This window comes from Nonomuraea sp. NPDC048881 (genome assembly GCF_040649795.1).
Classification (GTDB): Bacteria; Actinomycetota; Actinomycetes; order Streptosporangiales; family Streptosporangiaceae; genus Nonomuraea.
Genome location: NZ_JBEZGC010000002.1, coordinates 66660 through 90722 on the forward strand (window position 1 = coordinate 66660; position 24063 = coordinate 90722).

The window sequence follows — 24063 nt, forward strand, 5'->3', positions numbered from 1 at the left end:
CGGATGAATAGGGTGAAGCCGTGATGTTGACCAACTGGGCGGGCAACACCGCCTTCCGGGCGCGGGCCGTCCACCGCCCCGCCTCGCTCGACGAGCTGCGCGGCCTGGTGGCCGAGAGCGACCGGGTGCGGGCCCTGGGCAGCGGTCATTCCTTCAACGACGTCGCCGACACCACCGGCGACCTCGTCGTGCTCGACCGCATGCCCGCGACGATCGAGATCGACAGCGCGGCGCGCAAGGTCCGGGTCGCGGCCGGCACCACGTACGCGCGGCTGGCCGAGGCGGTGCACGCGGCCGGGTTCGCGCTGGAGAACATGGCCTCGCTGCCGCACATCTCGGTCGCCGGCTCGGTCGCGACCGGCACGCACGGCTCCGGCGACGCCAACCGCTGCCTGGCCGCCGCCGTGTCCGGGCTGGAGCTGGTCACCGCCGACGGCTCGCTGCTGTCCTTGTCGCGCGGGGACGACGACTTCGCCGGCGCGGTCGTCTCGCTGGGCGCCCTCGGCGTCGTCCACACGCTGACGCTCGACCTCGTACCGGCCTTCGAGCTGCGCCAGTACGTCCGCGAGGGCCTGACGCCCGACGCGCTCGACGGATTCGACGACATCATGGCGAACGGCTACAGCGTCAGCCTGTTCACCGACTGGCGCGACACCCGGATCTGGCTCAAGCGCCGCGAGCAGTTCACCGCCGGCTCCTGGCACGGCACCCGCCCCGCCCCCGAACCCCGCCACCCGCTGCCCGGGATGCCCGCCGACGCCTGCACCACGCAGCTCGGCGTGCCGGGCCCCTGGCACGAGCGGCTGCCGCACTTCCGGCCCGACGCCCCGCCGAGCGGCGCCGGCGACGAGCTCCAGTCGGAGTTCCTGCTGCCCCGCGCGCACGCGGTCGCCGCGCTGCGCGAGCTGTACGCCGTCGGCGACCGCGTCCGCCCGGCCCTGCAGATCTCGGAGGTGCGCACGATCGCCGCCGACGACCTGTGGCTCAGCCCCTTCCGCGACCGCGACAGCGTCGGCGTGCACTTCACCTGGATCAGGGACGTCGCCACCGTGCTCCCGGCGATCGACCTGGTCGAGCGGACGCTCGCCCCCTTCGACCCGCGGCCCCACTGGGGCAAGCTGTTCACCCGCCGCCCCGGCTGCCCCGCCGGCTTCCGTGAGCTGGCCGGGCGGCTGGACCCGGCGGGCAAGTTCGCCAACGACTTCGTCCGGCTACTGCCGGGGGAGTAGCGGCCCGCGCCGGGCATGCGCCCGCCGTCGTAGCGGGCCACCGGTCCGGCGGACGATGTGCCGGCCGGGCGGTACGCGGCATCGTGGAGCGCATGACCGATCACCCGTTCAGATTCGGGGCCGTCGCCGGTTACGCCCCCACCGCGCAGGCCTGGACCGGGCTGGCCCGCAGGGTCGAGAGCCTGGGCTTCTCCACCCTGCTCGTCCCCGACACGCTCGGGACGCTGTCGCCGTTCGCCGCCGCGGCCGCGGCCGCCGCCGTCACCACGACGTTGCGCGTCGGCACGTACGTGATCAGCGCCCCGTACCGCACGCCCGAGACCGTCGCCTGGGAGACCGCCACCCTGCACACCCTCACCGGCGGACGCTTCGAGCTGGGGCTGGGCGCCGGGCGTCCGGGCGCCGAGCAGGACGCGGCGGCGCTCGGCGTGCCGTTCGGCACCCCTGCCGAGCGCGTGGCACGCCTGGCCGCCACGATCGACGCGGTCAAGGACGTGCCGATCCTGGTCGCCGCGACGGGCGCGCGCGTGCTGGGGCTGGCCGCGCGCACGGCCGACACGGTGGCGCTCGGCGTGCCGCCGCAGCACACCGAGGACCAGGTCGCCGCCAAGCTGGACGAGCTGTACGAGCTGGCCGGCGACCGCTTCCACGACCTGGAGCTCGGCATGAACCTGGTGGCCGCCGGCGGCGAGCCGCCCGCCTGGCTGGCCGGCCGCTTCGGCCCGCTCGGCCCCGAGGCCACCGGCCTGCTCACCGGCACCCCCGACGAGATGGCCGACGTCCTGCGGCGGCGCAGGGACCGGCTCGGGATCTCGTACGTGACGGTGAACGCCCAGTTCATCGACGCCTTCGCGCCCGTCGTGGAACGTCTGGCCGGTACCTGACGGTAGCTGACAGGTAAGACCGGCACGATGTTTCCCATGACCGCACAGGGAACCTTCGACACCGCCGGCTGGGACGCCAAGCCGCCCTTCGACGACCGCGACGGCGTCGCGCTCGGCCTCGTCAGCATGACCAAGACCTTCCACGGCGACCTGACCGGGACGAGCGTCGTCCATCTGATGGTGGCCTCGACCCCGGTGGAGGACTCGCGCGCCTACGTGGCGCTGGAACGCATCGAGGGCGCCTTGGAGGGCAGGAAGGGCGGCTTCGTCGTGGCGCACCAGGCGCTGAGCGACCGCGGAGGCCAGTCGCTCATCATCACGATCGTGCCCGACTCGGGCGTCGGCGAGCTGACCGGCATCACGGGACGGATGAACATCACCATCGCCCCGGACGGCTCGCACTCCTACACCCTGGACTACGAGCTGCGGGAGAGGAAGTGACCCGGGCGGACGCCCGGGTGGATGAGGGGTGGAGCTATGGGGATTCGAACCCCAGACCTCCTCCATGCCATGGAGGCGCGCTACCAACTGCGCCATAGCCCCTTGCTGCGGTCACAAGTGTATCGGACTCCGGGACCCGCCACACACATGCGCGTACCAGGCATACGCTGAGTCAAATCTTGCTACTCTCCGTGCCATGTCCAGCGTGCAGGCCGTCCCGTTGACCCCGCGGTGCGCGAAGATCCTCGCCGCTCGCGAGCATGCCGTCGTCGAGGTCAGCGCGTTCAACGGGTTCTTCACCCTGCGGGCCATCCGCAGCCTGCTGGAGTGGGCGACCCGCACGTTCACCGGCGTGCACGTGCTCGTGCCGGGCGTCGAGCTGGCCGGCACGCTGGTCGCGCGCGGGCTCCCGTCCGGGGCGGCGCTGATCAAGGCGCGGTCGGCGGCCAACAACACGCGCAACCGGGTGATCCGGGTGCTCGAAGGCATGGGCGCGGCCAACGCCACCGTCTTCGACTGGAACGAGCTGGCCGGCAACCGCGCCTACCGGCGCTCCCGGCGGGAGCTGGAGCGGCTGGCCGCCAAGGACGCCGCGTTCCGCGCCCGGTGCGTGGCGGCGGTGCTGCCGAGCGTCGGCGGCCAGGAGCTCACCCCCGAACAGGCCGCGAACGCGCTGCCGTTCCTGCTGGCCGGGCTGCCGCTGGTGCTGAACAGCCCGGCGATCCTGCGCACGGGCTCGTCGGTGTTCTGCCATCCCGAGCCCATGCCGCTGGTGGGGGAGCTCTACGCGGGCACACTGCCCGTCTCGCGCTCGCCCCACCAGGGCTTCGTCGCCTCCCGGCCGGCCCCCGACCCCGCCTGACCCCGCCGGGCGGTCAGCCGACCGAGCGGGCCTTGTCGATCAGGGTGACCAGCTCGGCGACCATCGGGTCCTCCGAGGTCCGCGCCAGGCGCCCGGCGTGCTCGCGCAGCGCCGGCAGGTCCAGGCCGAACGCCTTCCTGTCGCGCAGGTAGACCGCGAAGGCCGCGACCACCACGTCCACCTGCAGCCGGACCGGTGTACCGGTCCAGATCGAGGCGTTCAGCTCGTCGGCCCGCAGCGACTTGCCGGCCTCGGAGGCTGCCCGGGTGTCGGGGTCCTGCCAGCGCACGGTCGCCTGGGCGAGCTGGCCCCGCGCGCCCGGCTTGAGGTGCAGGGCGTACAGGGCCGTGACCGAGTGGCCGGGGCCGATCTCGCCGCCGTCGCGGCTGTCGTCACGGAACTCCTCGGCCGACATCGCGCGGTTCTCGTAGCCGATGAGCTGGTAGCTCTCCACGACCGAGGGGTTGAAGACGACCTGCGCCTTGGCGTCGCGGGCCCGTACCTCGATGGTGGCCGGGAGCTGGGTGGTGAAGACCTTCTCGGCCTCCTGCTCGGAGTCCACGTAAACGGCCATGCCGTCGCCGTTGTCGGCCAGCTGCTCCATCAGCTCGTCGCCGTAGTCGCGGCCGACGCCGACGGTGAGCAGCGTGACCTGCTTGCCCGCGTACTCCTTGACCTGCTCCACGATGGACCGCCACTCGGTGTCGCCCTGGTTGGCCAGGCCGTCGGAGAGCAGGACGACCCGGTTCGTGGCGGCGGCCCGGAACGCCTGGGACGCCTCCCGGTACCCGGCCAGGACGCCGCTCTGCAAATTCGTGCCGCCGGCGGTGGCCAGCTCGTCCACCGCGGCGTGGAGCTGGCTCCTGGCGGTGAGCGGCGTCATGGAGGCCAGCACCTCCGCCTCGTCGCTGAACGCCACGAGCGACACCTGGTCGCCGGGCGCGAGCTGGTCGAGCAGCTTGTGCAGGGCCGACTTGACCAGGTCGAGACGGCCGGTCTCGGCCATCGAGCCGGAGACGTCGACCACGAACGTGAGGTTGGCCGGGCGGCGCGCGGCCGAGTCGGAGGCGCGGGTCTGCAGGCCCACGCGGAGCACGGCCTCGTCGCGGCCGGGCAGCCGGGCGCCGTCCACGTGCACGGCGAAGCCGTCGTCGGAGGGCTGCGCGTAGTCCTGCCCGAAGGCGTTGACCCACTCCTCGGGGCGGATCTCGCCGGGCGCGGGCCAGCGCCCTTCCTGGAGCGTACGGCGGGCGTAGCCGTACGAGGCCGTGTCCACGTCCAGGGCGAAGGTGGAGATCTGCGCCTTGGTCGTGTCCTGCTCGGATTCCTGGGTGCCGGCCGGGGACGCGCTCGGCGCGGGTTGACGCTGCGTGTCGGACAGGGGGGCCCGCGCGGCGCTGCCGCTGGACGATCCGCCGGAGCCGCCGCACGCGGCGAGTCCGAGAAGCGCGGCGAGCCCGACGCTGATGGCCAGGGGACGAATGGCTAAGGGGCGACATCTCATCACAACCACCTCCGCGTCCTATGACGGAGATCCGTGTGGGAGCGGCCGGGCCGGAGACGCAAGCGAGCACAAACCGCGATCGTCACGTGATCAGTTGTGACAAATCAGGATTGATGGGATGGGCGGGGATGAGCGGCGCGGACGGTCGCGCGGGCCCGGAGGAGGCCGCCGTCGCCCTGCCGTTACCGGCCGTCGCCCGGTCGTTATCGACCTTCGCCCGCCCGTCGCCCGGTTGTCGCCTGGTTGTCGGGCCGGTCGTCGGCCGGTCGCGTCACCAGTGCAGCAGGAGCAGTTCGGCGGAGAAACCGGGCCCCAGGGCCATCAGGACGGCGGGACGCCCGGGGTGCCCGCGGGTCTCCTGGAGCACGTGGAGCACCGAGACTGACGACAGGTTCCCGTACGTCCGCAGCGACCGCCAGGTCACGTCCAGGGCCCTGGGATCGAGATCGAGGCTCTGCACGATCTTGTCGATGACCTTGGGGCCGCCGGGGTGGCAGATCCACGTCGGCACCTGGTCGGGGGTCAGGCCGTAGTCGGCCAGGAAGGCCCTGATGTCGTCGGCCAGCACCTGGTCCACGAAGTGGGTGAGGTCGGCGTCGAGCACGATGTGGAAGCCGTGGTCGCCCACCTCCCATCCCATCAGGTGCTCGGTGTCGGGGTAGAGCCTGCTGCGGGTGGCGACGACCTCGGGGCCCCGGCCGCGCCCGGTGGCCACGACGGCCGCCGCGCCGTCCCCGAACAGGCCGCTGGCGATCATGTTGGCGATCGAGGAGTCGTCGCGCTGGATGGTCAGGGAGCACAGCTCCACGCAGACCAGCACGGCGGCGTGGTCCGGCCAGCCGCGCAGATAGTCATGCAGACGCGACAGGCCCGAGGCCCCGGCGGCGCAGCCGAGGCCGAACACGGGCACCCGCTTGACGTCGCCGCGCAGCCCGAGGCGCTGGGCGAGCCTGGCGTCCAGCGAGGGCGTGGCCAGGCCGGTGGTCGAGCAGAACAGCAGGTGGTCGATCTTCCCCGGCGGCACGTCGGCCTTTTCTAGGGCGCCTCGGACGGCCTGTTCGCCCAGGTCGAGGGCGATCTCGACGTACATGGCGTTGGCGCGGGCGAAGGAGTCGAGCTTGGTGTAGCCGTCCAGCGGGAGTGCGAGGTTGCGGCCCACGACGCCGGTGGCCGCGTGGAAGCGCCGCAGCAACTCCTCGTCGCAGTCCGTCAGACGGGAGAACGCTTCGGTGATCTCCGCCTGCTCGTAGCGGTGATCGGGGAAAACGGTCTCTACCCCCGAAATATGCATATATCACTCCTGCCGCAGGGAGCGGAGCGCTAACCTGCTCGCGCCGGATATGGGCGGTTAATATGCGGATGTGCCGCTTCCGTCCTCCGGCCGACCGCCCTCGACCCCCGCCGCCCCGCTTCGGGCCCCCGCCCGGCCGCCGGTTCCGGTTCCGCCTCCCGTTCCGCTGCCGGTTCCGGTTCCGCTGCCGGTTCCCGCCCGGTTGCCCACGGTCGCCGTGCTGGCCTTCGACGGGATGGCGCCGTTCGAGCTGGGGTGCGTCGTGGAGTTCTTCGGGCTGCCCCGGCCCGAGCTGGACGTCCCCTGGTACGACCTCAAGGTGTGCGCCGAGACCGCCGAGCCGCTGCGCGTGGTCGGCGGGTTCACCATGCAGGCCGCGCACGGGCTCGACGTCCTGGCCGGGGCCGGGACGGTGATCGTGCCCGGCGTGGCCGACGTCCGGGGCGAGGTCTCGGGCGAGCTGGTCGAGGCGCTGCGCCTGGCCCACGGCCGGGGCGCCCGGATGGTGTCGATCTGCTCCGGCGCGTTCGCGCTGGCCGCCGCCGGCCTCCTGGACGGCCGCGAGGCCACCACCCACTGGAGGTACGCCGACCTGCTCCAGCGGCGCTTCCCCGCGGTCCGCGTCAACCCCTCGGTCCTGTACGTGGACGGCGGCGACGTGCTGACCAGCGCGGGCAGCGCCGCCGGCCTCGACCTGCTCGTCCACCTGGTACGCAACGACCACGGGCCGAACGTGGCCAACGCGGTCGCCCGCCGCCTGGTCGTCCCGCCGCACCGGGAGGGCGGTCAGGCCCAGTTCATCGAGGCCGCCGTCACGCCCGTGGCCGACGACGGCGGCGTGGCCAGGGCGATGGGGTGGGCGCTCGACCACCTGGCCGAGCCGATCGGCGTGGCGGACCTGGCCGCGGTGGCGCACATGTCGCAACGCTCGTTCATCAGGCACTTCAAGCGGCAGACCGGGACCAGCCCGCTGCGGTGGGTGATCTCGCAGCGGGTGGCGGCGAGCCTGCCGATGCTGGAGACGACGGCGGTGCCGGTGGAGGAGATCGGGGCGGCGGTCGGGTTCGAGAGCCCGGCGACGTTCCGCCACCACTTCACCCGCGCGATGCGCACCTCACCCTCCGCCTACCGCCGCGCCTTCGGCCCCTGACTCAACCCGTCGCCGTGTGGCCGGGGCGGGGGAGCAGGCCGTCCACCAGGGCGCGCAACCCCAGCTCGTAGGTGTCCTCGGCGGTGAGCTCGGCCCAGCGGCCGCCCAGTTCGGCCAGGCGGGGCAGGGCGGCCGGGTCGAGGCCGGCGAAGACCTGGTCGCGGTAGGTCGGCCCGCCCTCCTCGCGCCTGCGCCCGGCCGCCGCGCGGACGGCGATCTCGCCCGCCGTGTAGTGCCAGATGATCCGGTAGAGGTGCACGGCGCGCTCGGCCGTCAGGCCCGCGCCGAGGGCCGCGTCGATGATCTTCTCCGGGTACCACAGCGCGCCGACCGCGAGCAGGTCGTCGGCGCGCAGCACGTCCACCGCCCAGGGGCAGCCGGCCACCGCGTCGCGCATGGCCAGGGCCACCACGACCACCCGCTCGCGCGGGTCGGCGGGCAGGTCGGGGCGCGGCAGCCCGGCCGCGTACTCGTCGAGCAGGAGCAGCAGCAGCTCCTCCTTGTCGCGGACGTGGTGGTAGAGCGCCATCGGCGTGCTGCCGACCTCCTTGGCCAGCCTGCGCATGGTCAGCCCGCCGACGCCGTCGGCCTCGATGACCCGGTGCGCCGCTGCCACGATGTCCGCCCGCGAGATCCGGGGCGGCCTTCCAGTGCGTGCGGGCATGCCGTCATGTTACTTTCTATACATGTATAAAAAGACATCTCCCTGGACGCCGGTGGTGGTCCTGGCGTTCGCGGTCGCCGTCGGGTCACTTCAGATGACCGTCGTCGTCCCGATGCTCCCGCTGCTCCAGAGGCAGTTCGGCGCGTCACCCACCTCCGTCTCCTGGACGCTCACCGCCGGCCTGCTGTCCGGCGCGGTCGCGATCCCGCTGCTGTCCCGGCTCGGCGACATGTACGGCCGCCGCCCGGTCGCCCTGTCCGCGCTCGCCCTGCTCGTGGCCGGTGCGGCGGTCGCCGCGCTGTCCGGCGCGCTCGGCGCGGTCGTCGCCGGGCGGGTGCTGCAGGGCGTGTCCGCCGCGCTGCTCCCGCTGGCCATGGGGCTGGCCAGGCAGGCGGTCCCCGCCCACCGCCTGGCCACGGCGATCGGCGTGCTCAGCGCCACGATCGGCGTGGGCAGCGGCGGCGGCATGATCCTGGCCGGGCTGGTCGGCGGCGACCACCGGGCCATGTTCTGGATCCTGGCGGCGCTGGGCGCGCTGAGCTTCGTGCTGGTGGCGGCGCTGGTGCGGGAGGCCGTGCCGGCCGGGCGGGCCGGGCGTCCCGACCTGGTGGGGGCCGTGCTCGTTGCCGGCTGGCTGGTCTGCCTGCTGCTCGCGATCAGCAAGGGCGGTGCCTGGGGCTGGACGTCGCCGCCGACGTTGGGCCTGCTCGCGGGGGCGGTCGTGCTCGCGGTGGCGTGGGTGGTCACGGCCCGGCGCACCGCCTCGCCGCTGATCGAGATCCCCATGCTGCTGCACCGGGGCACGGTGGGGGCCACGGTGGCCTCGTTCCTCATCGGGTTCGCGCTGTTCGGGGCGATCACCACGCTGTCGGCGGTCGCCCAGGGCGCCCTCGGGGCCTCGGTGCTGCAGGTGGGGCTGTACCTGCTGCCGACCACGGTGCTGATGCTCGCCGTCTCGATGCTGGCCGGGCCGCTGATGCGGCGCTTCCCGGCCGCGGCGCTGGTCTCCGGCGGCTCCGCGCTGGTCACCGCCGCCGCGGTGTGGCTGGTGGTCTTCCGCGACACCGCCGCCGACCTGTACGGGGCCGCCGCCGTCCTGGGCCTCGGCGTCGGCCTGGTGTACGCGGCGCTCGGCACGATGGCCGTCGAGCACGTCGAACCGGCCAAGACCGCGGCGGCCGGAGGCGTGAACGCGCTGGTCAGGGTCGTGGGCAGCAGCCTGGCCGGAGCCGTCGGCGCGGCCGTGTCGGCCGCGGGGGGAGCGGGCTGGAGCTTCGGCGTCGCCGCCGGGGCCGCCCTGCTGGCCGCCGTGTTCGCGGCCGTCCACCGGGCGAGGGCGGTGGCGTGGGCATGAGCGGGGAACAGCGCCTGATCGCGTGGGGTGACGAACTGGTGAAGCTGCACGACGGCTTCCGGCGGGAGCTGGCACGTCTGCGGGCCGGCGGCGAGGGGTTCGACCTGCGCACGCACTGCCTGGCCTTCTGCGCCGCCCTGCACGCCCACCACGAGGGCGAGGACGCGGTGCTGTTCCCGCACCTGGCCGCCGAGCGTCCCGAGCTGGCCGACGTCCTGGCCCGGCTGGGGGCCGAGCACCGCGTGGTGGCCCGGCTGGTGGCCCGCGTCCGCGACCTGGCCGGCACGGACGGGGGCACGGACGGGGGCACGGACGGGGGCACGGACGCGAGCGCGGGCGACGAGCTCGACCGGCTGGCCGCCGAGCTGGAGGCCCACCTGGACTACGAGGAGGAACAGCTCGTCCCGCTGCTGAACGGCATGACCTCGATGCCCGAGAACCTCTGAGCCCGCCGCCCGCCGCCCGCCGCCCGCCGCCCGCCGCCCGGCGTCAGCGGGTGACGGGCGGGTTGAAGCGGTGGAGTTCCGGCGGGGTCCAGCCCGCCCCGACCGTGCCGTCCACCTCCGTGTACGCGGTCAGCTCGAACCGCACCGACCGCTGCTCCGCGGCCCAGTCCACCTCCGCCCGGCCGGTCAGGTGGAGGGTCCGGCCGGCGTCCCAGTCGACGAACAGCAGCCCGGCGGCCGGGTCGAGCTCCAGGTTGCCGAGCGTCATGTACATCGAGTTGCCGACGTAGTCCGGGAACTCCAGCGACCCCGGCCCGGTCACCCGGACGAACCCGGGGTTGCCGCCCCGGTGGGACACGTCGGCCCCCAGGCCCGCGGCGCGGGTGGCGATGAAGAACGTGTCGGCCCGCTCGATCCACTCGACGTGGCCCGGCGCGAGCCGCGTCCCGCCGCCGACGACCTCCGGGACGCCGGGCGCGGCGGTGGGCTCGCGCGCCTGGATGTACTTGGGGCAGTTGGCGTACACCTGCTCCGTCCAGATCACCAGGCCGTCACCCGCCTGGACGGCGGTGCCGTTCACGCGCATCCGGCGCCGGGTGCGCGGCTCGATGGCCAGCAGCCCGATGTCGCGTTCCGCCGTGAACAGGCCGCGCAGCGGCGCCGCGGGCAGGGCGCGGACGGTGATCGTGCGGTCGTCGTCGGCGTCGGCGAACCCCGGCTGCCCGGTCAGCACGTCGGCCCACACCTGGCCGAGGTCGTCGGCCGCGCCCGCGACCAGCAGGTGCTGGGCCCGCAGGAACGCGGCGGCCACCTCGGGGATCTCGGGGCGGGTGCGCGAGCTGCCGAACGCGCCCGGCGTCCGCACCCCGGCGCGGGCCTGGACGGCGATCTCCCCCGGATGTCTCATTTAGAAGAATCCGCAGGTGGGAGCGCCGGCCGTGGGAGCGGGACGGTCGCCCGCGGCGCCGGGGGCGGAGATCTCCAGCCGGATGCCGTCGGGGTCCTCGAAGAACACGCCGCCGGAGGAGGCGCCCTCGCCGTGCGGGACCACGCCGTCGTGGTGCAGCTTCGCGCCGATCTCCCTGATGACCTGCTCGGCCCTGCGCACCGCGTCGAGGTCCTCGACCTGGAAGGACAGGTGGTGCAGGCCGGGCAGGGCGGTGGGGAAGCGGCCGTCGCTCTGCTGCCAGAGCGTGACGACCAGCTTGCCGTCCTGGGTGAGGAGGGCGTAGCGGCGGCCGTCCTCGGCGGACTCGTGGGCGACGGTGAAGCCGAAGACGCGGCCGTAGAACTCCTTCGACCTGTCGAGGTCGGTGACGTTGAGCCCGACGTGCCCGGTCCGGAATGACATGCGACTCTCCTCGTCTAACGGTTGCACGACTGATTGGCCGTTAGAAATCAATATAACGGCAAAAGTGGGTCGTTGGCGTTAGAGAGGGCTATTTCTTGTGTTCCCGGTAGTGCCGCGCCGCCCGCGCGCGGTTGCCGCACGCCGGTGAGCACCACTCCTGGCGCGGGTGCTCCTTGACGAAATAGAGCACGCAGCGCGGGGCCCCGCAGGTGCGGAGCAGGGCGCGGTCGGGCCCGGCCAGGAACTCCACCGCCGCGACGGCGAGCCGCCCCCGCAGGCGCGTGGACGGGTTCGCCTTGGTCGCGGGGGCCATGGTCAGCGCCGGCTCGCCGGTCCATGACAGTTGCGGGGCCGTGGGAGCGGCCAGGGCGGTGGCGTTGACCAGGGCCAGCGACTCGGCGAAACCGGGCAGGGTGGCCGCGTCTGCGACGCTCGGCGGCTCCGGGGTGATCGCCCTGGCCAGCAGCGCCCGGACGGCCTGGCGTAGCCGTACGGTCTGCTCGCGCAACTCCTCCGTGGCGGTGAAGCCGGGCGGCAGGTCCAGGTCGGCCGCGTGCTCGCGCAGCCATTCGGTCATCGCGGCGGCGTCGCGCAGCCGGTCGACGGGCCCGGTGCGGTCGGCTCTGACCGTGCCGGCGAACTCCATGGTCAGCGTGGTGGACATCTCTCCAATCTAACGCCTGCTCGATCGTGCGGCCGTTAGGTAAAGAATTGCTTTTTCAGAAAGATTGCGCGATCAGAAAAAATGCGTACTCTGAAAGAGTGACCGGATTGAGGGAACGGAAGAAGCGGGCGACCCGCGAGGCGCTGATGGACGCGGCGCTCCGGCTGGCCGTGGAGCGCGGGCTGGAGAACGTCCGGGTGGAGGACGTCGCCGAGCTGGTCGGCGTGTCGCCGCGCACGTTCAACAACTACTTCTCCAGCAAGTACGAGGCCCTCGCCGCCCGCCACACCGACCGCGTCCGGCGGACGGTGGCCGTGCTGCGCGCCCGCCCGGCGGCCGAGCCGCTGTGGGAGGCGCTGATCGCGGCCGTCGCCGAGCCCTGGGAACACGCCTTGACCAGCCCGGGGCCGCCCGACGCCGACCGGCTGGCCCTCACCAGGCTGCTGGCCGAGGAGCCCGCGTTGCGCGCCGAGGCGCTGAAGGCCCAGTTCGCGGCCGACGGCGAGCTGGCCGCGGCCGTGGCCGAGCGCACGGGCACCGATCCGGACGAAGACCTCTACCCGCACCTGGTGGCGGCCACGGTGAGCGCCGCCGTGCAGGTGGCCGTCGGCCACTGGCTGCGCTCCGACCCGCCCGTCCCGCTGGTGCCGGTGCTGCGCGAGGCGCTGCACCGCCTGGCCGCGGGGCTGCCTGCCCCCCACCCCAGAACCGAAGGAGAGACCCCATGACCTCGACAGACGCCGCGGTCGCGGACGTCGTCATCGCCGGCGCCGGGCCCAACGGCCTGATGCTGGCCTGCGAGCTCAGCCTGGCCGGAGTCCGGCCCGTCGTGCTCGAACGCCTGCCCGCCCGCAGCGGCCGGCCCAAGGCCAACGGCATCATCGGTCAGGTCGTCGGCCTGCTGCACCAGCGCGGGCTCGCCGGGGCGCCCGCGCCGGTGCCCGCGTTCGTCTTCGGCGCCATGCCGCTCAACCTGGCCGGGCTCGACGGCAACCCGCTGCGCGCGCTGCCCGTCCGGCAGCCGGAGCTGGAGGAGCTGTTCGAGCGGCGGGCCACCGAGCTGGCCGTGCAGATCCGGCGCGGCCACGAGCTGACCGGCTTCGAGCAGGACGCCGAGGGCGTCACGCTCGCGGTGACGGGCCCCGAAGGCCCCTTCGAGCTGCGGACGCGCTACCTGGTGGGCTGCGACGGCGCACACAGCCTGGTCAGGAAGCGGGCCGGCATCGGCTTCCCGGGGGTGAGCGCGCCCGACGTCGTCAGCCGCACGGCCCACGTCACCGTGCCGGGAGCGGTCGTGCGGCCCGGCACGGCCGAGATGGAGGTGCCCGGCCACGGCACGTTCGCGCTCTACACCTGGCACCGGACCGAGCGCGGCGCGTACGCGATGCTCCCCACGGGGCCGGGCGAGCTCTCGGTCACCGCGATGGAGTGGGGCTGCGAGGTCCCCGGCGACGACGTGCCGATGACGATCGGCGAGCTGCGCGCGAGCCTGGCCCGCGTGCTCGGGGCCGACCTGCCGCTCGCCCCGCCCACCGGCGAGGGCCCCCACCTGCTCCGGCGGCTGAACGGCCGCGAGACCCGGGTGGCCGACCGCTACCGGGCGGGCCGCGTCCTGGTGGCCGGCGACGCCGCCCACGTGCACTCGGCCATGGGCGCCCCCGGGCTCAACCTCGGCCTCCAGGACGCCGCCAACCTGGCCTGGAAGCTGGCCGCCGAGCTCCAGGGCTGGGCGCCCGAGGGGCTGCTCGACACCTACGACGCCGAGCGCAGGCCCGCCGCCGAGCGGGTGGCCCTGCACTCCAGCGCCCAGCTCGCCCTGGCCGCGCCGGGCCCCGACGTGACCGCCCTGCGCACGCTGTTCGCCGAGCTGCTGGACGACGACGCCAACCGGCGGCGCGTCGCGGCGCTCATGGCGGGCTCCGACCTGCCCTACCCGACGCCCGGCAGCGGGCACCCCCTCGCCGGCCGGTTCCTGGCCGATCTGCCCGCCGAGCCCGCCTCCCGGGCCCGTCCGCTGCTGCTCGACCGCACCGGCGAGCTGCGCGTGCGCCACGAGCGGGTCGAGACGATCACCGTGCCGTCGTGCCCGGCCGAGGCCGTGCTGGTCCGCCCCGACGGCTACGTGGCCTGGGCGGGCACGCCGGACGAGACGCTGACGCGGGCGCTAGAGACCTGGTTCGGCAAGGGTGTCGAGGTGGCGGCGTAGACAGCGGCGCATCAGGCCGGGCGTCATCCGCTCGGGGTGCAGCACGCCCTCGACCGTGAGCCCGTCGATCAGCGCGCAAAGCCGTTCGGTCTCCACCTCGACGTCGGCGTCCAGGCGGCCGTGCGCGGCGATGCCCTCGATGATCCGGCCGACCAGGCGGCGCATGCCGTCGTACGCCTCGCGGGCCTGCGGCCGCAGCTCCGGCCGGGTGCGCGCGGCCGTCGTGAAGGCCAGCCAGACCGCCGCCTCCTCCAGCCGCGGCTCGTCCAGGGGCAGCAGCTCCGACAACATCTGCTCCACCAGCTCGGCCCGCTCCTCGCCGTTCCGCGCGGCGAGCAGCGGGCCGACGCGTTCCTCCAGCCGCGCGCTGATCCGCTCGATCGAGGCGCGCATCGCGAAGGTCATCAGCTCGGTGTGCCCGGCGAAGTAGTGGCGGACCGAGCCGATGGCGAGCCCGGCCTCCTCCGCCACGTTCCGCAGCGACGCCTGCTCGAACCCGGCGCGGCGCACGACCCGGAACACGGCGTCGGCCACCTCGTCGCGGCGGGCCTCGGGATCCACGACTTTCGGCATGTTGTCCTTTATAGCACGGCCCTGCTAATTTATTTAGCATGGACGTGCTACTAATCGCCGCACTCGTCGTCTACTCCGTGGCCCGCCGCATGATCGGCCAGCCGCTCGTCGCCAAGGACGTGTACGCGCCGCCGGTCATCCTTATCGGCATCGGCCTCCACGGCCTGCTCGACCTGCGCCCCACCGCGCTCGACATCATGTGGCTGGCGGTCACCGCCCTGATCGGCGTCGCCTTCGGCGCCCTGCGTGCGGCCACCACGCAGGTCTTCCCCAAGGACGGCGTGCTCTGGCAGCGCTACACCTGGCGGACGCTGGTCGTGTGGGTCGTGACGTTCGCGATCAGCTTCGGCGTGGGCGCGCTGGCGCTGGCCACCGGCATGCACGAGGAGGTTCGCTCGATCCCGCTGTCGATCGGCGTCGGCCTGCTCGGCGAGGCCCTGGTGATCCTGGCCAGGTCGCGGACGGCGGGCGTGCCGTTCAGGCGTTAGTCTGCGGTCAGAACAACATTCTGTGCACGAGGAGAGCCATGCCGGACAACCTCATCTTCCGCCTGCCGCCGACGTTCGAGACGATCGAGGAGGAGCGGCGGCACCGCAAGGAACGCCTCGCGGCGGCGCTGCGCATCTTCGGCAGGTTCGGGTTCGAGGAGGGCGTGGCCGGGCACATCACCGCCCGCGACCCCGAGCTGAGCGACCACTTCTGGGTCAACCCGTTCGGCATGTCGTTCAAGCACGTCAGGGTCAGCGACCTCATCCTGGTCAACCACGAGGGCCAGGTCGTCGAGGGCCGCTACCACGTCAACGAGGCCGCCTTCGCCATCCACTCGCAGGTGCACCAGGCCCGTCCCGACGTCGTCGCGGCCGCCCACAGCCACTCGATCCACGGCCGCGCCCTGTCGGCGCTCGGCCAGACCATCGAGCCCATCACCCAGGACGCCTGCGCCTTCTACCAGGACAACGCGCTGTTCGACGACTACACGGGCGTCGTGACCGACCTGGAGGAGGGCAAGCGCATCGCCGCGACGCTGGGCGGCAACAAGGCCCTCGTGCTGCGCAACCACGGCCTGCTGACCGTCGGCGACACGGTCGACGCGGCCGCCTGGTGGTTCATCACCATGGAACGCTCGGCCCAGGTGCAGCTCCTGGCCAAGGCCGCCGGGCAGGTCGTGCCCATCGAGCCCGACAACGCCGCGCTCACCCACCAGCAGATCGGCAACGACCTGGTCGGCTGGATCAACTACCAGCCGCTGCACGACCAGATCGTGCGCGAGCAGCCCGACCTGTTCGAGTAGGCGCTCTCAGGAGCTGCGGAAGGTGTGCCGGTAGGTCAGCGGCGCGACGCCGACGGCCGCGTGCAGGTGCTGCCGGAGCGAGACCGCCGTGCCGAAGCCGGAGCGCCTGGCCACCTCCTCCACGCCGAGGTCGGTGGTCTCCAGCAGCCGCCTGGCGTGGCGGACTCGGTGGCCGGACAGCCATTTGGCCGGGCTCATCCCGGTCTCCTCGCGAAAGCGCCTGGTGAAGGTGCGCACGCTCATCCTGGCGTGGGCGGCCAGCACGGCCAGGTCGAGCGGGGCGTCGAGGTGGGCCAGCATCCAGTCGCGGGTCGCGGCGGTGCCGCCGGCTCCGTCGTGCGGCAGGGGGCGCTCGATGTACTGCGCCTGGCCGCCGTCCCGCCAGGGCGGCATCACGCAGCGGCGGGCGGCCCGGTTGGCCACCTCGGTGCCGTGGTCGCGCTTGATCACGTACAGGCACAGGTCGAGGCCCGCCGCGACGCCGGCCGAGGTCAGCACGTCGCCGTCGTCCACGAAGAGCACGTCGGGGTCCAGCTTGACCTGGGGAAACAGGGCGGCGAACCGGGCCGCCTCGCGCCAGTGCGTGGTGGCCGGACGGCCGTCCAGCAGGCCCGCCGCGGCCAGCACGAACGCGCCCGTGCAGATCGACATGACCCGCGGCCGGTCCTGCAGGGCCCCGCGCAGGGTGGCGGTGATCGTGCCGTCCTTCATCGCCCGGCCCGCGTGGATGCCGGGGACCAGCACCGTGTCGGCCGTGTCCAGCACGTCGAGGTCGTGGTCGGGCAGCACGGTGTAACCGGCCGTGCAGCGGACCGGCTCGCGGTCGGGGGAGCAGGTCACGACCTCGTAGAGCTTCTCGCCGTCCGGCGTCTCGGCCGACTCGAAGACCTGGCCGGGCACGCCGAGGTCGAGCGGGGCGAAGTGGTTCAGCACGACGACCGCGACACGATGGGCCATGGCCCGATTCTTGCACATATTGGCTTTCGGGCCACTCGCGCCGTCAAAATGCGATGAATCAGGATTGGCGCATGACGTTGAGCACCACCCCCGCCCCCACGCGGACCCGCCGGATCCACCGCGCCTGGTGGGTCGCGGCCGTGGCCTTCGTGGCCATCCTCGGCGCGGCCGGCTTCCGCGCCACCCCCGGCGTGCTGATCACCCCGCTGCACGACGAGTTCGGCTGGAGCACGGGCACGATCTCGCTGGCCGTGTCGATCAACCTGGTGCTCTACGGGATGACCGCGCCCTTCGCCGCCGCGCTGATGGACCGCTTCGGCATGCGCCGCGTGGTGTCGCTGGCCCTGCTGCTGGTCGCGGTGGGCAGCGGGCTCACCGTGATCATGACGGCGAGCTGGCACCTGCTGCTGTTCTGGGGCGTGTTCATCGGGCTCGGCACCGGGTCGATGGCGCTGGTGTTCGCCGCCACGGTGACCGACCGCTGGTTCGTCCGGCACCGGGGGCTGGTCACCGGCATCCTGACCGCGGCGGGCGCGACGGGGCAGCTCATCTTCCTGCCCGTGCTGGCCTGGCTCGCCGAGGGGCCGGGCTGGCGGGTGGCCTCCCTGACGGTGGCGGGCGCCGCGCTCGCGGTGGTGCCGTTCGTCTGGTGGCTGCTGCGCGACCACCCCGAGGAAGTGGGCACGACGGCGCTCGGCGCCGAGGCGGGCGCCGTACGGACCGGGCCGGCCGGCGGGAACGCGGCGGCGCGGGCGCTGACGGTGCTGCGCTCGGCCGCGCGCACGCGACCCTTCTGGTTCCTCGCCGGCGGCTTCGCGATCTGCGGCATGAGCACGAACGGCCTGGTCGGCACGCACTTCATCCCCGCCGCGCACGACCACGGCATGGCCGAGCCGGTCGCCGCCGGCCTGCTCGCGATCATCGGGATCTTCGACATCGCCGGGACGGTCGCCTCCGGCTGGCTCAGCGACAAGGTCAACCCCAAGCTGCTGCTCGGCGTCTACTACGGCCTGCGCGGCCTGTCGCTGATGCTGCTGCCCGGCCTGTTCGCGGCCACCACCGAGCCCAGCATGCTGATCTTCATCGTGTTCTACGGCCTGGACTGGGTGGCCACCGTGCCCCCGACCGTCGCCCTGTGCCGCCAGATCTACGGCCAGGACGGCGCGGTCGTGTTCGGCTGGGTGTTCGCCTCGCACCAGGTGGGCGCCGCCGTCGCCGCCGTGGGCGCCGGCCTGACCCGCGACCATCTCGGCGCCTACGACCTGGCCTGGTACGCCGCCGGCGCCCTCTGCCTGCTGGCCGCGGGAATGTCCCTGGCCATCCGGCATGCTAGACGGTGATGAACGAGACCGAACTGATGGTCCTCCCCCTCGTGGTCAGGATCGAGAGGGCCGCTCCCCCCGAGCGCACCGACGCGCTGGAGGCCGCCGCCATGGCCGTGCTGAGCCTGCTGGACGACCCGGGGGAGTGGGCCGCCGAGCTGCACGCCTGGCAGTCCACCGGCAAGATCCGCAAGGTGGTGCGGCGCGCCAGGGGCGCCGAGTGGCGCAGGGCCGCCGCGCTCCCCGGCCGCACGGTCGAGCACCGCACGGCGCAGGTGCGGGTGCACCCGCCCGTCCCGCTCGACGCCTGGCCCAAGGATCTGGCCCGGCTCCAGGTGGGCGGCACCGAGCTGAGCGACGCCGCCGAGCCCGGCGACCCGCCCTCCGGCCCGCCGGTCCTGTGGGAGAACCCCGTGCTGACCATGTCGGCGGGCAAGGCCATGGCCCAGGCCGGGCACGCCGCGCAGCTCGCCTGGTGGGCCAGCGACGAGGCCGAGCGGGCCGCCTGGCGGGCGGACGGCCTTGCGGTCTCCGTGCGCGCCGCGCCCGGCAGGGACGACTTCGACGCCAAGGTGGCCGCCGGGCTGCCCGTGGTGCGCGACGCCGGGTTCACCGAGATCGAGCCGGGTTCGTGCACGTTCGTCGCCGAGGCGCCCTGGCTCCTGGGGCGGGTCGCTAGATCGTGAAGACGTCGGCCAGCACGCCGCCCGCCGGGGTGATCCGGGCGGGCGACGGGCTGTCGTAGACGACCATGAGCCGGCCGTCGGGCAGCACGGCCAGCCCCTCCGGATGGTCGTCGCCGACGCCGTAGGGCAGCTCCAGGACCGTCTCCAGGTCGTGCGCGGGCACCAGCCCGCCGCCCTGCCGCTCCCGCCAGCGCACGACCCGAACCGGGCCGTCCAGGCTCATCGTGGGCCCGGTGAGCAGCAGCAGGTCGCCGCCGTGCGGGCACATGTCCCGCACGCCCAGCCCGCCGAGGTCCAGGAAGTGCTTGCGGTACGGCCCGTCGAGCCGTAACCGGCCGCCGCCGTCGTCCACGGGACGGATCTCCAGCACCACGGCCCAGCCGCGCAGCACCGGCCCGCGCAGCCCGAGGTAGACCCGTTCCCCCACGACCGCGATGCCCTCGATGTCGAGCCCGTTGTCCTTGCCCGGCAGCGCCAGGAACGGCGCCAGATGGCGGTCGCCGGACAGCATGGCGGCGACGTTGCGCTCGTCGGACAGGATCGCGCCGGGCAGCGGACGTTCACCGGTCGCGTCCAGCGGCAGGCGGACCAGGATGAACCGGTTCTCCTCGCGGACGACCGTGCCCAGCCGCCTGATCGACTTCTCCGGGCTGCCCGGCTTGGCCTTGCGGCGCTTGAGGCTGTGCGAGCCGACCGCCCACAGATGGCCGTCGGCCCTGGCCAGGCCCTCGATGTCGGCCTCGTCGAAGCGTCCGGCGGGCAGGTCCACGTAGTCGGCCAGGAAGAAGGAGCGCTCGTCGCCGAAGTGGTCGCCGGTCCAGGTGAGCCGCTCGACGGTGGCGGTCTCGTCGCCGGCCACCCACAGTCCCGACGGCTCCCACCTGACCGCGGAGAGATTCGTGTGCGTCTGGGCGAACCGGGAGTCCTCGCCGAACCGCAGTTCCACCTGTTCCACCCCGCCATGATTGCACTTCGGTCGCTTCACACACGCAATGGCGGGATATGTCGTACGCTCCCGTCGTGCTCCATGGGGAAGATGAGACCGAGGGTTCACGAGTGAGAACCACAGACCGCCCTGCGAACCCTGTTTCACCGCCCAGGCGCTCCCGCATCGGCGATGTCCGGATGCGGTCGATATATCGGGGGCTCGCCGTCGTGGCGGCCGTGGCGGTCGGTGCCACGGTGATCGTCCTGGCGCTCCCGTCCGGGCCGGACGAGGTCGTGGCGGGGCCGGTAACCGCGCCGCCGGCCGCACCCGCCTCGTCCGCACCCGCCTCCTCCGCGCCGGCCCCCACGCCGTCGGCCACCCCCACGCCGACGTCGTCCGCCACGCCGACGTCCGCTCTCACGCCGACCCCGACGCCGTCGCCGGGCTCCTCGCTCGCGCCCGGCTACACCGCCATGCAGGCCCTTTACGCCGACCCGCGGGTGCCCCGCCTGACCGGCCGCGTCAAGCGGATGGCCCTGCCCCGGCCGGCCAAACGGCTGGTGAAGGACCGGCGCACCGGCCTGGCCGTGCCCCGGCTGGGCAAGCCGTGGAAGACGCACGGGGCGGCGCCGTTCACCAGCAAGCAGGTGCTGCCGGCGGTGCGCGGCGGCAGGCTGCGCGGCATGCTGGTGACCTGCCCGCTGCCGATCATGGAGCAGAAGTCGCCGCGCGACACGGCGCTGCTGGCGGCGCGCTGGACGCTCAACCACCACCCCAAGGGCTCCGAGATCAGTTGGCTCGCCTCGCAACGCGTCAAAACCGGATGGATGCTCGTATACCGCGTCAAATACGGCAAACATTCCTCCCGGGCGGCCGTCGTGGTGATGGACGGGGGAATGAGCAAGCCAGGACTTGCGTTCGTCACAGTGCCTGACTCGCAGAGAAAGCGTTGGCGTGATATTGGCCGCGTGGTCTCAGGAGTGCGTGTTCTAGGCTAGAAAGATCATGTATGCGGCGATGTGGGGGAGTGACGCCGTGGAACGCTCTGGACCGCCGCAGGCACCGAACAAGGGCAAGGTCAAGCCGCCCTGGCGCTCGGAAGGCCTGCCCGGTTCGCCAGGCGGGCGGCCGAAGATCAACTGGTGGCGCTTCGTCGTCACCCTGCTCGTGGTGTACGCGGGCTTCTTCGTCGTCTCCTCCCTGGTCGACAACAACTCGGTCGAGACGATCTCCTACACCGAGTTCACCAAGCAGGTCGAGGCGAAGAACGTCAAGGACATCTACGCCCAGGGGCTGTCGGTCGAGGGCGACCTGAGGAGCGCGGCCAAGAACCCCGAGAGCAACGAGTCCTACACCAAGTTCCAGACCGAGATCCCCGCCTTCGCCAACACCGACCAGCTCGACCAGCAGCTCAAGTCGGCCCAGGTGGAGACCACGTCCAAGCCGCTGACCCGCGGCTTCTTCTCCAACCTTCTGCTGTCGCTGCTGCCCGTGCTGCTGCTGGCCGGCCTGTGGATCTGGATCATGCGCCGCGGCGCCAGCATGATGGGCGGCGGACTGAGCGGGCTCGGCAAGTCCAAGGCCGCCAAGCCGGTCGAGGCCCACAAGGTGCGCGTCACGTTCGACGACGTCGCCGGCATCGACGAGGTGGAGAACGAGCTCGTCGAGGTCGTCGACTACCTGAAGGACCCCGGCAAGTACCGCAGGCTGGGCGCCAAGCTGCCCAAGGGCGTGCTGCTCGCCGGCCCTCCCGGCACCGGCAAGACGCTGCTGGCCAGGGCCGTGGCGGGCGAGGCCAAGGTGCCGTACTTCTCGGCCAGCGCCTCCGAGTTCATCGAGATGATCGTCGGCGTGGGCGCCTCGCGCGTCCGCGACCTGTTCGAGGAGGCCCGCAAGGTCGCGCCCTCGATCGTGTTCATCGACGAGATCGACGCCATCGGACGCGCCCGCGGCGGCGCGGGCGGCATCGGCGGCCACGACGAGCGCGAGCAGACGCTGAACCAGATCCTCACCGAGATGGACGGCTTCTCCGGCGCCGAGGGCGTGATCGTCATCGGGGCCACCAACCGGCCCGAGATCCTCGACCCGGCGCTGCTGCGTCCCGGGCGCTTCGACCGTACCGTGCAGGTGGGCCTGCCCGACGCGGCAGGACGCACGGCCATCCTGGAGGTCCACTCGCGCGGCGTGCCGCTCGACGGCGAGGTCAGCCTCGACCGCATCGCCAAGACCACCCCCGGCATGACCGGCGCCGACCTGGCCAACCTGGTCAACGAGGCCGCACTCCTCGCCGCCAAGCGCGGCAAGGAGAAGGTCGACATGTCCGACTTCGCGGACGCGCTGGAGAAGCTCCAGCTCGGCGCCGCCCGCAGCATCGTGATGCCGGAGGAGGAGCGCACCCGCACCGCCTTCCACGAGGCCGGGCACGCCCTGCTCGGCATGCTCCAGCCCGGCGCCGACCCGGTCAGGAAGATCTCGATCATCCCCCGCGGCCGGGCGCTCGGCGTCACGCTGTCCACCCCCGACACCGACCGCTACGCCTACGACGAGCCGTACCTGCGCGGGCGCATCACCGGCGCGCTCGGCGGCATGGCGGCCGAGCAGGTCGTCTACGGCATCATCACCACCGGCGCCGAGAACGACCTCGAACAGGTCACCATGATCGCGCGCGGCATGGTGGGCCGCTGGGGCATGTCGGAGAAGATCGGCCCGCTGACCATCCTGCCCAACGACGGCTCCTCGCCGCAGGCGTCGCCGGCCACGCTGGCCACCGTCGACGAGGAGGCGCGGCGCATCGTGGACGAGTGCTACGAGCGCGCCGTCCAGGTGCTCACCGAGAACCGCGAACGGCTCGACGGCATCGTGGCGGCCCTGCTCGAACACGAGACGCTCGACGAGGCGAGCGCGTACGCCGCCGCCGGCCTGGCCAGCGGCAGCAAGCAGCCCGCCCTCGACTGAGCCCCGCGGGAGACCCGCCTTTCCCGAGACTTAGGGGAACCCCGGCCTTGCCTCGATCACGGCCGGGGAACGTCTCCCGCGACTCGGATCGGGGGACTGCCTTGACACTGAATGACGAGCTTCTCACCCAGCTCGGCGACTCAGGCGTAGACCAGATCGCCGGCATGCTCGGCACCGACACGGCCACGGCGCGCAAGGTCGTCGAGGCCGTGGCCGGCACCGTCATCGGCGGCATGGCCCGCAACGCCGAGCACCCCGACGGCGCCGAGGCCCTGCGCGGCGCCCTCGACGACCACGTCGACGCCGACCCCTTCAACGGCGACGTGGCCTCCCTGACCCGCGACGGCCACAGCATCCTCGGCCACGTCCTCGGCGGCCAGGGCACCGAACGGGCCGCGGCCGGGCTCTCGCAACTGGCCGGCGTCAGCTCCGGCACCATCATGCGGCTGCTCCCGCTCGTCGCCCCCATGGTCATGTCCCTCCTGGCCGGCCGCGCCGCCAAGGCCAACATGGACGCCTCCGCCCTGGCCGCCGACCTGCGCGAGGAGCACGCCTCGCTGCCCGGCGGCCTCGGCCACCTGCTCGACGGCCTGCTGAGCGGCATCTTCGGCGGCACCGTCCCGGCCCAGGGCGGCCCGTACGACCCGGCCGACCGGCAGCCCGCGAGGGGCACCCCCAACCACGACTGGTGACCGCGCGGGCCTTCGGTAAGCTGGGACGGTGATCGTTCTGGCCTCTGCCTCGCCCACCCGCCTCACCGTTCTGCGCAACGCCGGCCTCGACCCCAAGGTGATCGTCTCCGGTGTCGACGAGGACGCCTTCTCCGCGCACTCGCCGGCGGCGCTCAGCCTCGTCCTGGCCAAGGCCAAGGCGCAGGCCGTCGCGAGCGGGCTGGAGGAGGGGCTGGTCATCGGCTGCGACTCGATCCTCGAACTCGACGGCCGCCCCTACGGCAAGCCCGGCACCCCCGAGGAGGCCGTCGAGCGCTGGCGCATCATGCGCGGGCGCACCGGCCGCCTGGTGACCGGCCACTGCGTGATCGACGTGCCGGCCGGCCGGCAGGCGGCGCAGGTGGCCACCACCGTGGTGCGCTTCGGCCAGCCGTCGGAGGAGGAGATCGCCGCCTACGTCGCCACCGGCGAGCCGCTCGGCCTGGCCGGCGGGTTCAGCATCGAGGGGCGCGGCGGCTGGTTCGTCGAGGGCATCGAGGGCGACCACGGCAACGTGCTCGGGGTGTCCCTGCCGCTGCTGCGCGAGCTGTTCGACGAGCTGGGTTACGCGGTCACGTCGTTCTGGCGCTAGCCT

At 73.1% G+C, this 24063-nt stretch carries 26 protein-coding genes and 1 tRNA gene; 17 read left to right on the plus strand and 10 right to left on the minus strand.

Going from position 1 to position 24063, the window contains the following annotated elements; all coding sequences use genetic code 11:
* The first annotated feature begins 23 nt into the window (after positions 1-23).
* The 3 genes from AB0C33_RS05890 (at position 24) to AB0C33_RS05900 (ending at position 2554) form a co-directional block, all read left to right on the plus strand.
* Positions 24-1229 (plus strand): FAD-binding protein, encoded by a 1206-nt coding sequence (locus tag AB0C33_RS05890; RefSeq protein WP_358285927.1) that lies wholly within the window; start codon positions 24-26, stop codon positions 1227-1229.
* A gap of 92 nt (positions 1230-1321) precedes the next feature.
* On the plus strand, positions 1322-2113 hold the full coding sequence (locus tag AB0C33_RS05895; RefSeq protein ID WP_358284051.1) for an LLM class flavin-dependent oxidoreductase: 792 nt from the start codon (positions 1322-1324) through the stop codon (positions 2111-2113).
* Positions 2114-2149: 36 nt separating this feature from the next.
* Positions 2150-2554: a DUF3224 domain-containing protein gene (locus AB0C33_RS05900; protein WP_358284053.1), complete on the plus strand. Its 405-nt coding sequence runs from the start codon at positions 2150-2152 to the stop codon at positions 2552-2554.
* Positions 2555-2583: 29 nt separating this feature from the next.
* Here AB0C33_RS05900 and AB0C33_RS05905 read toward each other — a convergent pair.
* A tRNA-Ala gene (locus AB0C33_RS05905) sits at positions 2584-2656 on the minus strand.
* A 94-nt stretch (positions 2657-2750) separates the two neighbouring features.
* On the opposite strand from AB0C33_RS05905, the gene AB0C33_RS05910 reads away from it, so the two are divergent.
* Positions 2751-3416 carry a tRNA-dependent cyclodipeptide synthase gene (locus tag AB0C33_RS05910; protein WP_358284056.1) on the plus strand — a complete coding sequence of 222 codons (666 nt, stop codon included), beginning with the start codon at positions 2751-2753 and terminating at the stop codon, positions 3414-3416.
* Between the two features lie 13 nt (positions 3417-3429).
* Here AB0C33_RS05910 and AB0C33_RS05915 read toward each other — a convergent pair whose 3' ends face one another.
* Positions 3430-4920, minus strand: a complete 1491-nt coding sequence (locus tag AB0C33_RS05915) for a von Willebrand factor type A domain-containing protein (protein ID WP_358284058.1) — start codon at positions 4918-4920, stop codon at positions 3430-3432.
* A 271-nt stretch (positions 4921-5191) separates the two neighbouring features.
* On the minus strand, positions 5192-6211 hold the full coding sequence (locus AB0C33_RS05920) for a 3-oxoacyl-[acyl-carrier-protein] synthase III C-terminal domain-containing protein (protein ID WP_358284061.1): 1020 nt from the start codon (positions 6209-6211) through the stop codon (positions 5192-5194).
* A 202-nt stretch (positions 6212-6413) separates the two neighbouring features.
* On the opposite strand from AB0C33_RS05920, the gene AB0C33_RS05925 reads away from it, so the two are divergent.
* Positions 6414-7361 carry a helix-turn-helix domain-containing protein gene (locus tag AB0C33_RS05925; RefSeq protein ID WP_358284063.1) on the plus strand — a complete coding sequence of 316 codons (948 nt, stop codon included), beginning with the start codon at positions 6414-6416 and terminating at the stop codon, positions 7359-7361.
* Between the two features lies 1 nt (position 7362).
* On the opposite strand, the gene AB0C33_RS05930 is transcribed toward AB0C33_RS05925, so the two are convergent.
* A complete protein-coding gene (locus AB0C33_RS05930) occupies positions 7363-8025 on the minus strand; it encodes a TetR/AcrR family transcriptional regulator (RefSeq protein ID WP_358284065.1) in 663 nt (220 codons plus the stop codon).
* Positions 8026-8047: 22 nt separating this feature from the next.
* Here AB0C33_RS05930 and AB0C33_RS05935 point away from each other — a divergent pair, with 22 nt between their 5' ends.
* Both AB0C33_RS05935 and AB0C33_RS05940 read left to right on the plus strand, forming a co-directional pair.
* Positions 8048-9379, plus strand: coding sequence for an MFS transporter (locus tag AB0C33_RS05935; protein WP_358284067.1), 1332 nt, complete (start codon positions 8048-8050; stop codon positions 9377-9379).
* On the plus strand, positions 9376-9825 hold the full coding sequence (locus AB0C33_RS05940) for a hemerythrin domain-containing protein (RefSeq protein ID WP_358284069.1): 450 nt from the start codon (positions 9376-9378) through the stop codon (positions 9823-9825). The genes AB0C33_RS05935 and AB0C33_RS05940 overlap by 4 nt, the downstream gene beginning before the upstream one ends.
* 43 nt (positions 9826-9868) lie before the next feature.
* Here AB0C33_RS05940 and AB0C33_RS05945 read toward each other — a convergent pair whose 3' ends face one another.
* The 3 genes from AB0C33_RS05945 to AB0C33_RS05955 all read right to left on the minus strand — a co-directional run bounded on the left by AB0C33_RS05945 (position 9869) and on the right by AB0C33_RS05955 (position 11840).
* Positions 9869-10732 carry a pyridoxamine 5'-phosphate oxidase family protein gene (locus AB0C33_RS05945; RefSeq protein WP_358284071.1) on the minus strand — a complete coding sequence of 288 codons (864 nt, stop codon included), beginning with the start codon at positions 10730-10732 and terminating at the stop codon, positions 9869-9871.
* Positions 10733-11176: a VOC family protein gene (locus AB0C33_RS05950; protein WP_358284077.1), complete on the minus strand. Its 444-nt coding sequence runs from the start codon at positions 11174-11176 to the stop codon at positions 10733-10735.
* 88 nt (positions 11177-11264) lie between these two features.
* Positions 11265-11840 (minus strand): ABATE domain-containing protein, encoded by a 576-nt coding sequence (locus AB0C33_RS05955; protein ID WP_358284079.1) that lies wholly within the window; start codon positions 11838-11840, stop codon positions 11265-11267.
* 98 nt (positions 11841-11938) lie between these two features.
* Here AB0C33_RS05955 and AB0C33_RS05960 point away from each other — a divergent pair, with 98 nt between their 5' ends.
* Together AB0C33_RS05960 and AB0C33_RS05965 are read left to right on the plus strand one after the other, a co-directional pair.
* Positions 11939-12568, plus strand: a complete 630-nt coding sequence (locus AB0C33_RS05960; protein ID WP_358284081.1) for a TetR family transcriptional regulator — start codon at positions 11939-11941, stop codon at positions 12566-12568.
* A complete protein-coding gene (locus AB0C33_RS05965) occupies positions 12565-14046 on the plus strand; it encodes an FAD-dependent monooxygenase (RefSeq protein ID WP_358284084.1) in 1482 nt (493 codons plus the stop codon). Before AB0C33_RS05960 ends, AB0C33_RS05965 begins: the two co-directional genes overlap by 4 nt.
* Here AB0C33_RS05965 and AB0C33_RS05970 read toward each other — a convergent pair.
* Positions 14005-14619, minus strand: coding sequence for a TetR family transcriptional regulator C-terminal domain-containing protein (locus AB0C33_RS05970; RefSeq protein WP_358284086.1), 615 nt, complete (start codon positions 14617-14619; stop codon positions 14005-14007). The two genes, AB0C33_RS05965 and AB0C33_RS05970, sit on opposite strands and share 42 nt — an antisense overlap.
* A 38-nt stretch (positions 14620-14657) precedes the next feature.
* Between AB0C33_RS05970 and AB0C33_RS05975 the strand changes: the two genes are divergently transcribed.
* Positions 14658-15107 carry a hypothetical protein gene (locus AB0C33_RS05975; protein ID WP_358284089.1) on the plus strand — a complete coding sequence of 150 codons (450 nt, stop codon included), beginning with the start codon at positions 14658-14660 and terminating at the stop codon, positions 15105-15107.
* A 38-nt stretch (positions 15108-15145) separates the two neighbouring features.
* Positions 15146-15910, plus strand: a complete 765-nt coding sequence (locus tag AB0C33_RS05980) for a class II aldolase/adducin family protein (protein WP_352357888.1) — start codon at positions 15146-15148, stop codon at positions 15908-15910.
* Positions 15911-15916: 6 nt separating this feature from the next.
* Here AB0C33_RS05980 and AB0C33_RS05985 read toward each other — a convergent pair whose 3' ends face one another.
* Positions 15917-16867, minus strand: a complete 951-nt coding sequence (locus AB0C33_RS05985) for a DJ-1/PfpI family protein (RefSeq protein WP_358284092.1) — start codon at positions 16865-16867, stop codon at positions 15917-15919.
* A 71-nt stretch (positions 16868-16938) separates the two neighbouring features.
* On the opposite strand from AB0C33_RS05985, the gene AB0C33_RS05990 reads away from it, so the two are divergent.
* Positions 16939-18207 (plus strand): MFS transporter, encoded by a 1269-nt coding sequence (locus AB0C33_RS05990; protein ID WP_358284095.1) that lies wholly within the window; start codon positions 16939-16941, stop codon positions 18205-18207.
* On the plus strand, positions 18207-18875 hold the full coding sequence (locus AB0C33_RS05995) for a peptidyl-tRNA hydrolase (RefSeq protein ID WP_358284098.1): 669 nt from the start codon (positions 18207-18209) through the stop codon (positions 18873-18875). The genes AB0C33_RS05990 and AB0C33_RS05995 overlap by 1 nt, the downstream gene beginning before the upstream one ends.
* Here the strand turns inward: AB0C33_RS05995 and AB0C33_RS06000 are convergent.
* Entirely contained in the window at positions 18865-19830 is a 966-nt protein-coding gene (locus AB0C33_RS06000) for a DUF3616 domain-containing protein (protein WP_358284101.1), read from the minus strand. The two genes, AB0C33_RS05995 and AB0C33_RS06000, sit on opposite strands and share 11 nt — an antisense overlap.
* 170 nt (positions 19831-20000) lie before the next feature.
* Here AB0C33_RS06000 and AB0C33_RS06005 point away from each other — a divergent pair, with 170 nt between their 5' ends.
* The 4 genes from AB0C33_RS06005 (at position 20001) to AB0C33_RS06020 (ending at position 24060) form a co-directional block, all read left to right on the plus strand.
* Positions 20001-20801, plus strand: coding sequence for a hypothetical protein (locus tag AB0C33_RS06005; protein ID WP_358284104.1), 801 nt, complete (start codon positions 20001-20003; stop codon positions 20799-20801).
* Positions 20802-20838: 37 nt separating this feature from the next.
* Positions 20839-22758, plus strand: coding sequence for an ATP-dependent zinc metalloprotease FtsH (ftsH, locus tag AB0C33_RS06010; protein ID WP_358284106.1), 1920 nt, complete (start codon positions 20839-20841; stop codon positions 22756-22758).
* A 101-nt stretch (positions 22759-22859) separates the two neighbouring features.
* The gene (locus AB0C33_RS06015; protein WP_358284108.1) at positions 22860-23450 is read left to right on the plus strand and encodes a DUF937 domain-containing protein; all 591 of its coding nucleotides are present in this window, start codon (positions 22860-22862) and stop codon (positions 23448-23450) included.
* A gap of 28 nt (positions 23451-23478) precedes the next feature.
* Positions 23479-24060 (plus strand): nucleoside triphosphate pyrophosphatase, encoded by a 582-nt coding sequence (locus AB0C33_RS06020; RefSeq protein ID WP_352327805.1) that lies wholly within the window; start codon positions 23479-23481, stop codon positions 24058-24060.
* Positions 24061-24063: the final 3 nt, after the last annotated feature.

Bases quoted from the DNA above. Each gene is read 5' to 3' on its own strand.
- AB0C33_RS05890 (WP_358285927.1), top strand. From the start codon at position 24: ATGTTGACCAACTGGGCGGGCAACACCGCCTTCCGGGCGCGGGCCGTC.
- AB0C33_RS05895 (WP_358284051.1), top strand. From the start codon at position 1,322: ATGACCGATCACCCGTTCAGATTCGGGGCCGTCGCCGGTTACGCCCCC.
- AB0C33_RS05900 (WP_358284053.1), top strand. From the start codon at position 2,150: ATGACCGCACAGGGAACCTTCGACACCGCCGGCTGGGACGCCAAGCCG.
- AB0C33_RS05910 (WP_358284056.1), top strand. From the start codon at position 2,751: ATGTCCAGCGTGCAGGCCGTCCCGTTGACCCCGCGGTGCGCGAAGATC.
- AB0C33_RS05915 (WP_358284058.1), bottom strand. From the start codon at position 4,920: ATGAGATGTCGCCCCTTAGCCATTCGTCCCCTGGCCATCAGCGTCGGG.
- AB0C33_RS05920 (WP_358284061.1), bottom strand. From the start codon at position 6,211: ATGCATATTTCGGGGGTAGAGACCGTTTTCCCCGATCACCGCTACGAG.
- AB0C33_RS05930 (WP_358284065.1), bottom strand. From the start codon at position 8,025: ATGCCCGCACGCACTGGAAGGCCGCCCCGGATCTCGCGGGCGGACATC.
- AB0C33_RS05935 (WP_358284067.1), top strand. From the start codon at position 8,048: ATGTATAAAAAGACATCTCCCTGGACGCCGGTGGTGGTCCTGGCGTTC.
- AB0C33_RS05940 (WP_358284069.1), top strand. From the start codon at position 9,376: ATGAGCGGGGAACAGCGCCTGATCGCGTGGGGTGACGAACTGGTGAAG.
- AB0C33_RS05945 (WP_358284071.1), bottom strand. From the start codon at position 10,732: ATGAGACATCCGGGGGAGATCGCCGTCCAGGCCCGCGCCGGGGTGCGG.
- AB0C33_RS05950 (WP_358284077.1), bottom strand. From the start codon at position 11,176: ATGTCATTCCGGACCGGGCACGTCGGGCTCAACGTCACCGACCTCGAC.
- AB0C33_RS05955 (WP_358284079.1), bottom strand. From the start codon at position 11,840: ATGTCCACCACGCTGACCATGGAGTTCGCCGGCACGGTCAGAGCCGAC.
- AB0C33_RS05965 (WP_358284084.1), top strand. From the start codon at position 12,565: ATGACCTCGACAGACGCCGCGGTCGCGGACGTCGTCATCGCCGGCGCC.
- AB0C33_RS05970 (WP_358284086.1), bottom strand. From the start codon at position 14,619: ATGCCGAAAGTCGTGGATCCCGAGGCCCGCCGCGACGAGGTGGCCGAC.
- AB0C33_RS05975 (WP_358284089.1), top strand. From the start codon at position 14,658: ATGGACGTGCTACTAATCGCCGCACTCGTCGTCTACTCCGTGGCCCGC.
- AB0C33_RS05980 (WP_352357888.1), top strand. From the start codon at position 15,146: ATGCCGGACAACCTCATCTTCCGCCTGCCGCCGACGTTCGAGACGATC.
- AB0C33_RS05985 (WP_358284092.1), bottom strand. From the start codon at position 16,867: ATGGCCCATCGTGTCGCGGTCGTCGTGCTGAACCACTTCGCCCCGCTC.
- AB0C33_RS05990 (WP_358284095.1), top strand. From the start codon at position 16,939: ATGACGTTGAGCACCACCCCCGCCCCCACGCGGACCCGCCGGATCCAC.
- AB0C33_RS05995 (WP_358284098.1), top strand. From the start codon at position 18,207: ATGAACGAGACCGAACTGATGGTCCTCCCCCTCGTGGTCAGGATCGAG.
- AB0C33_RS06005 (WP_358284104.1), top strand. From the start codon at position 20,001: ATGCGGTCGATATATCGGGGGCTCGCCGTCGTGGCGGCCGTGGCGGTC.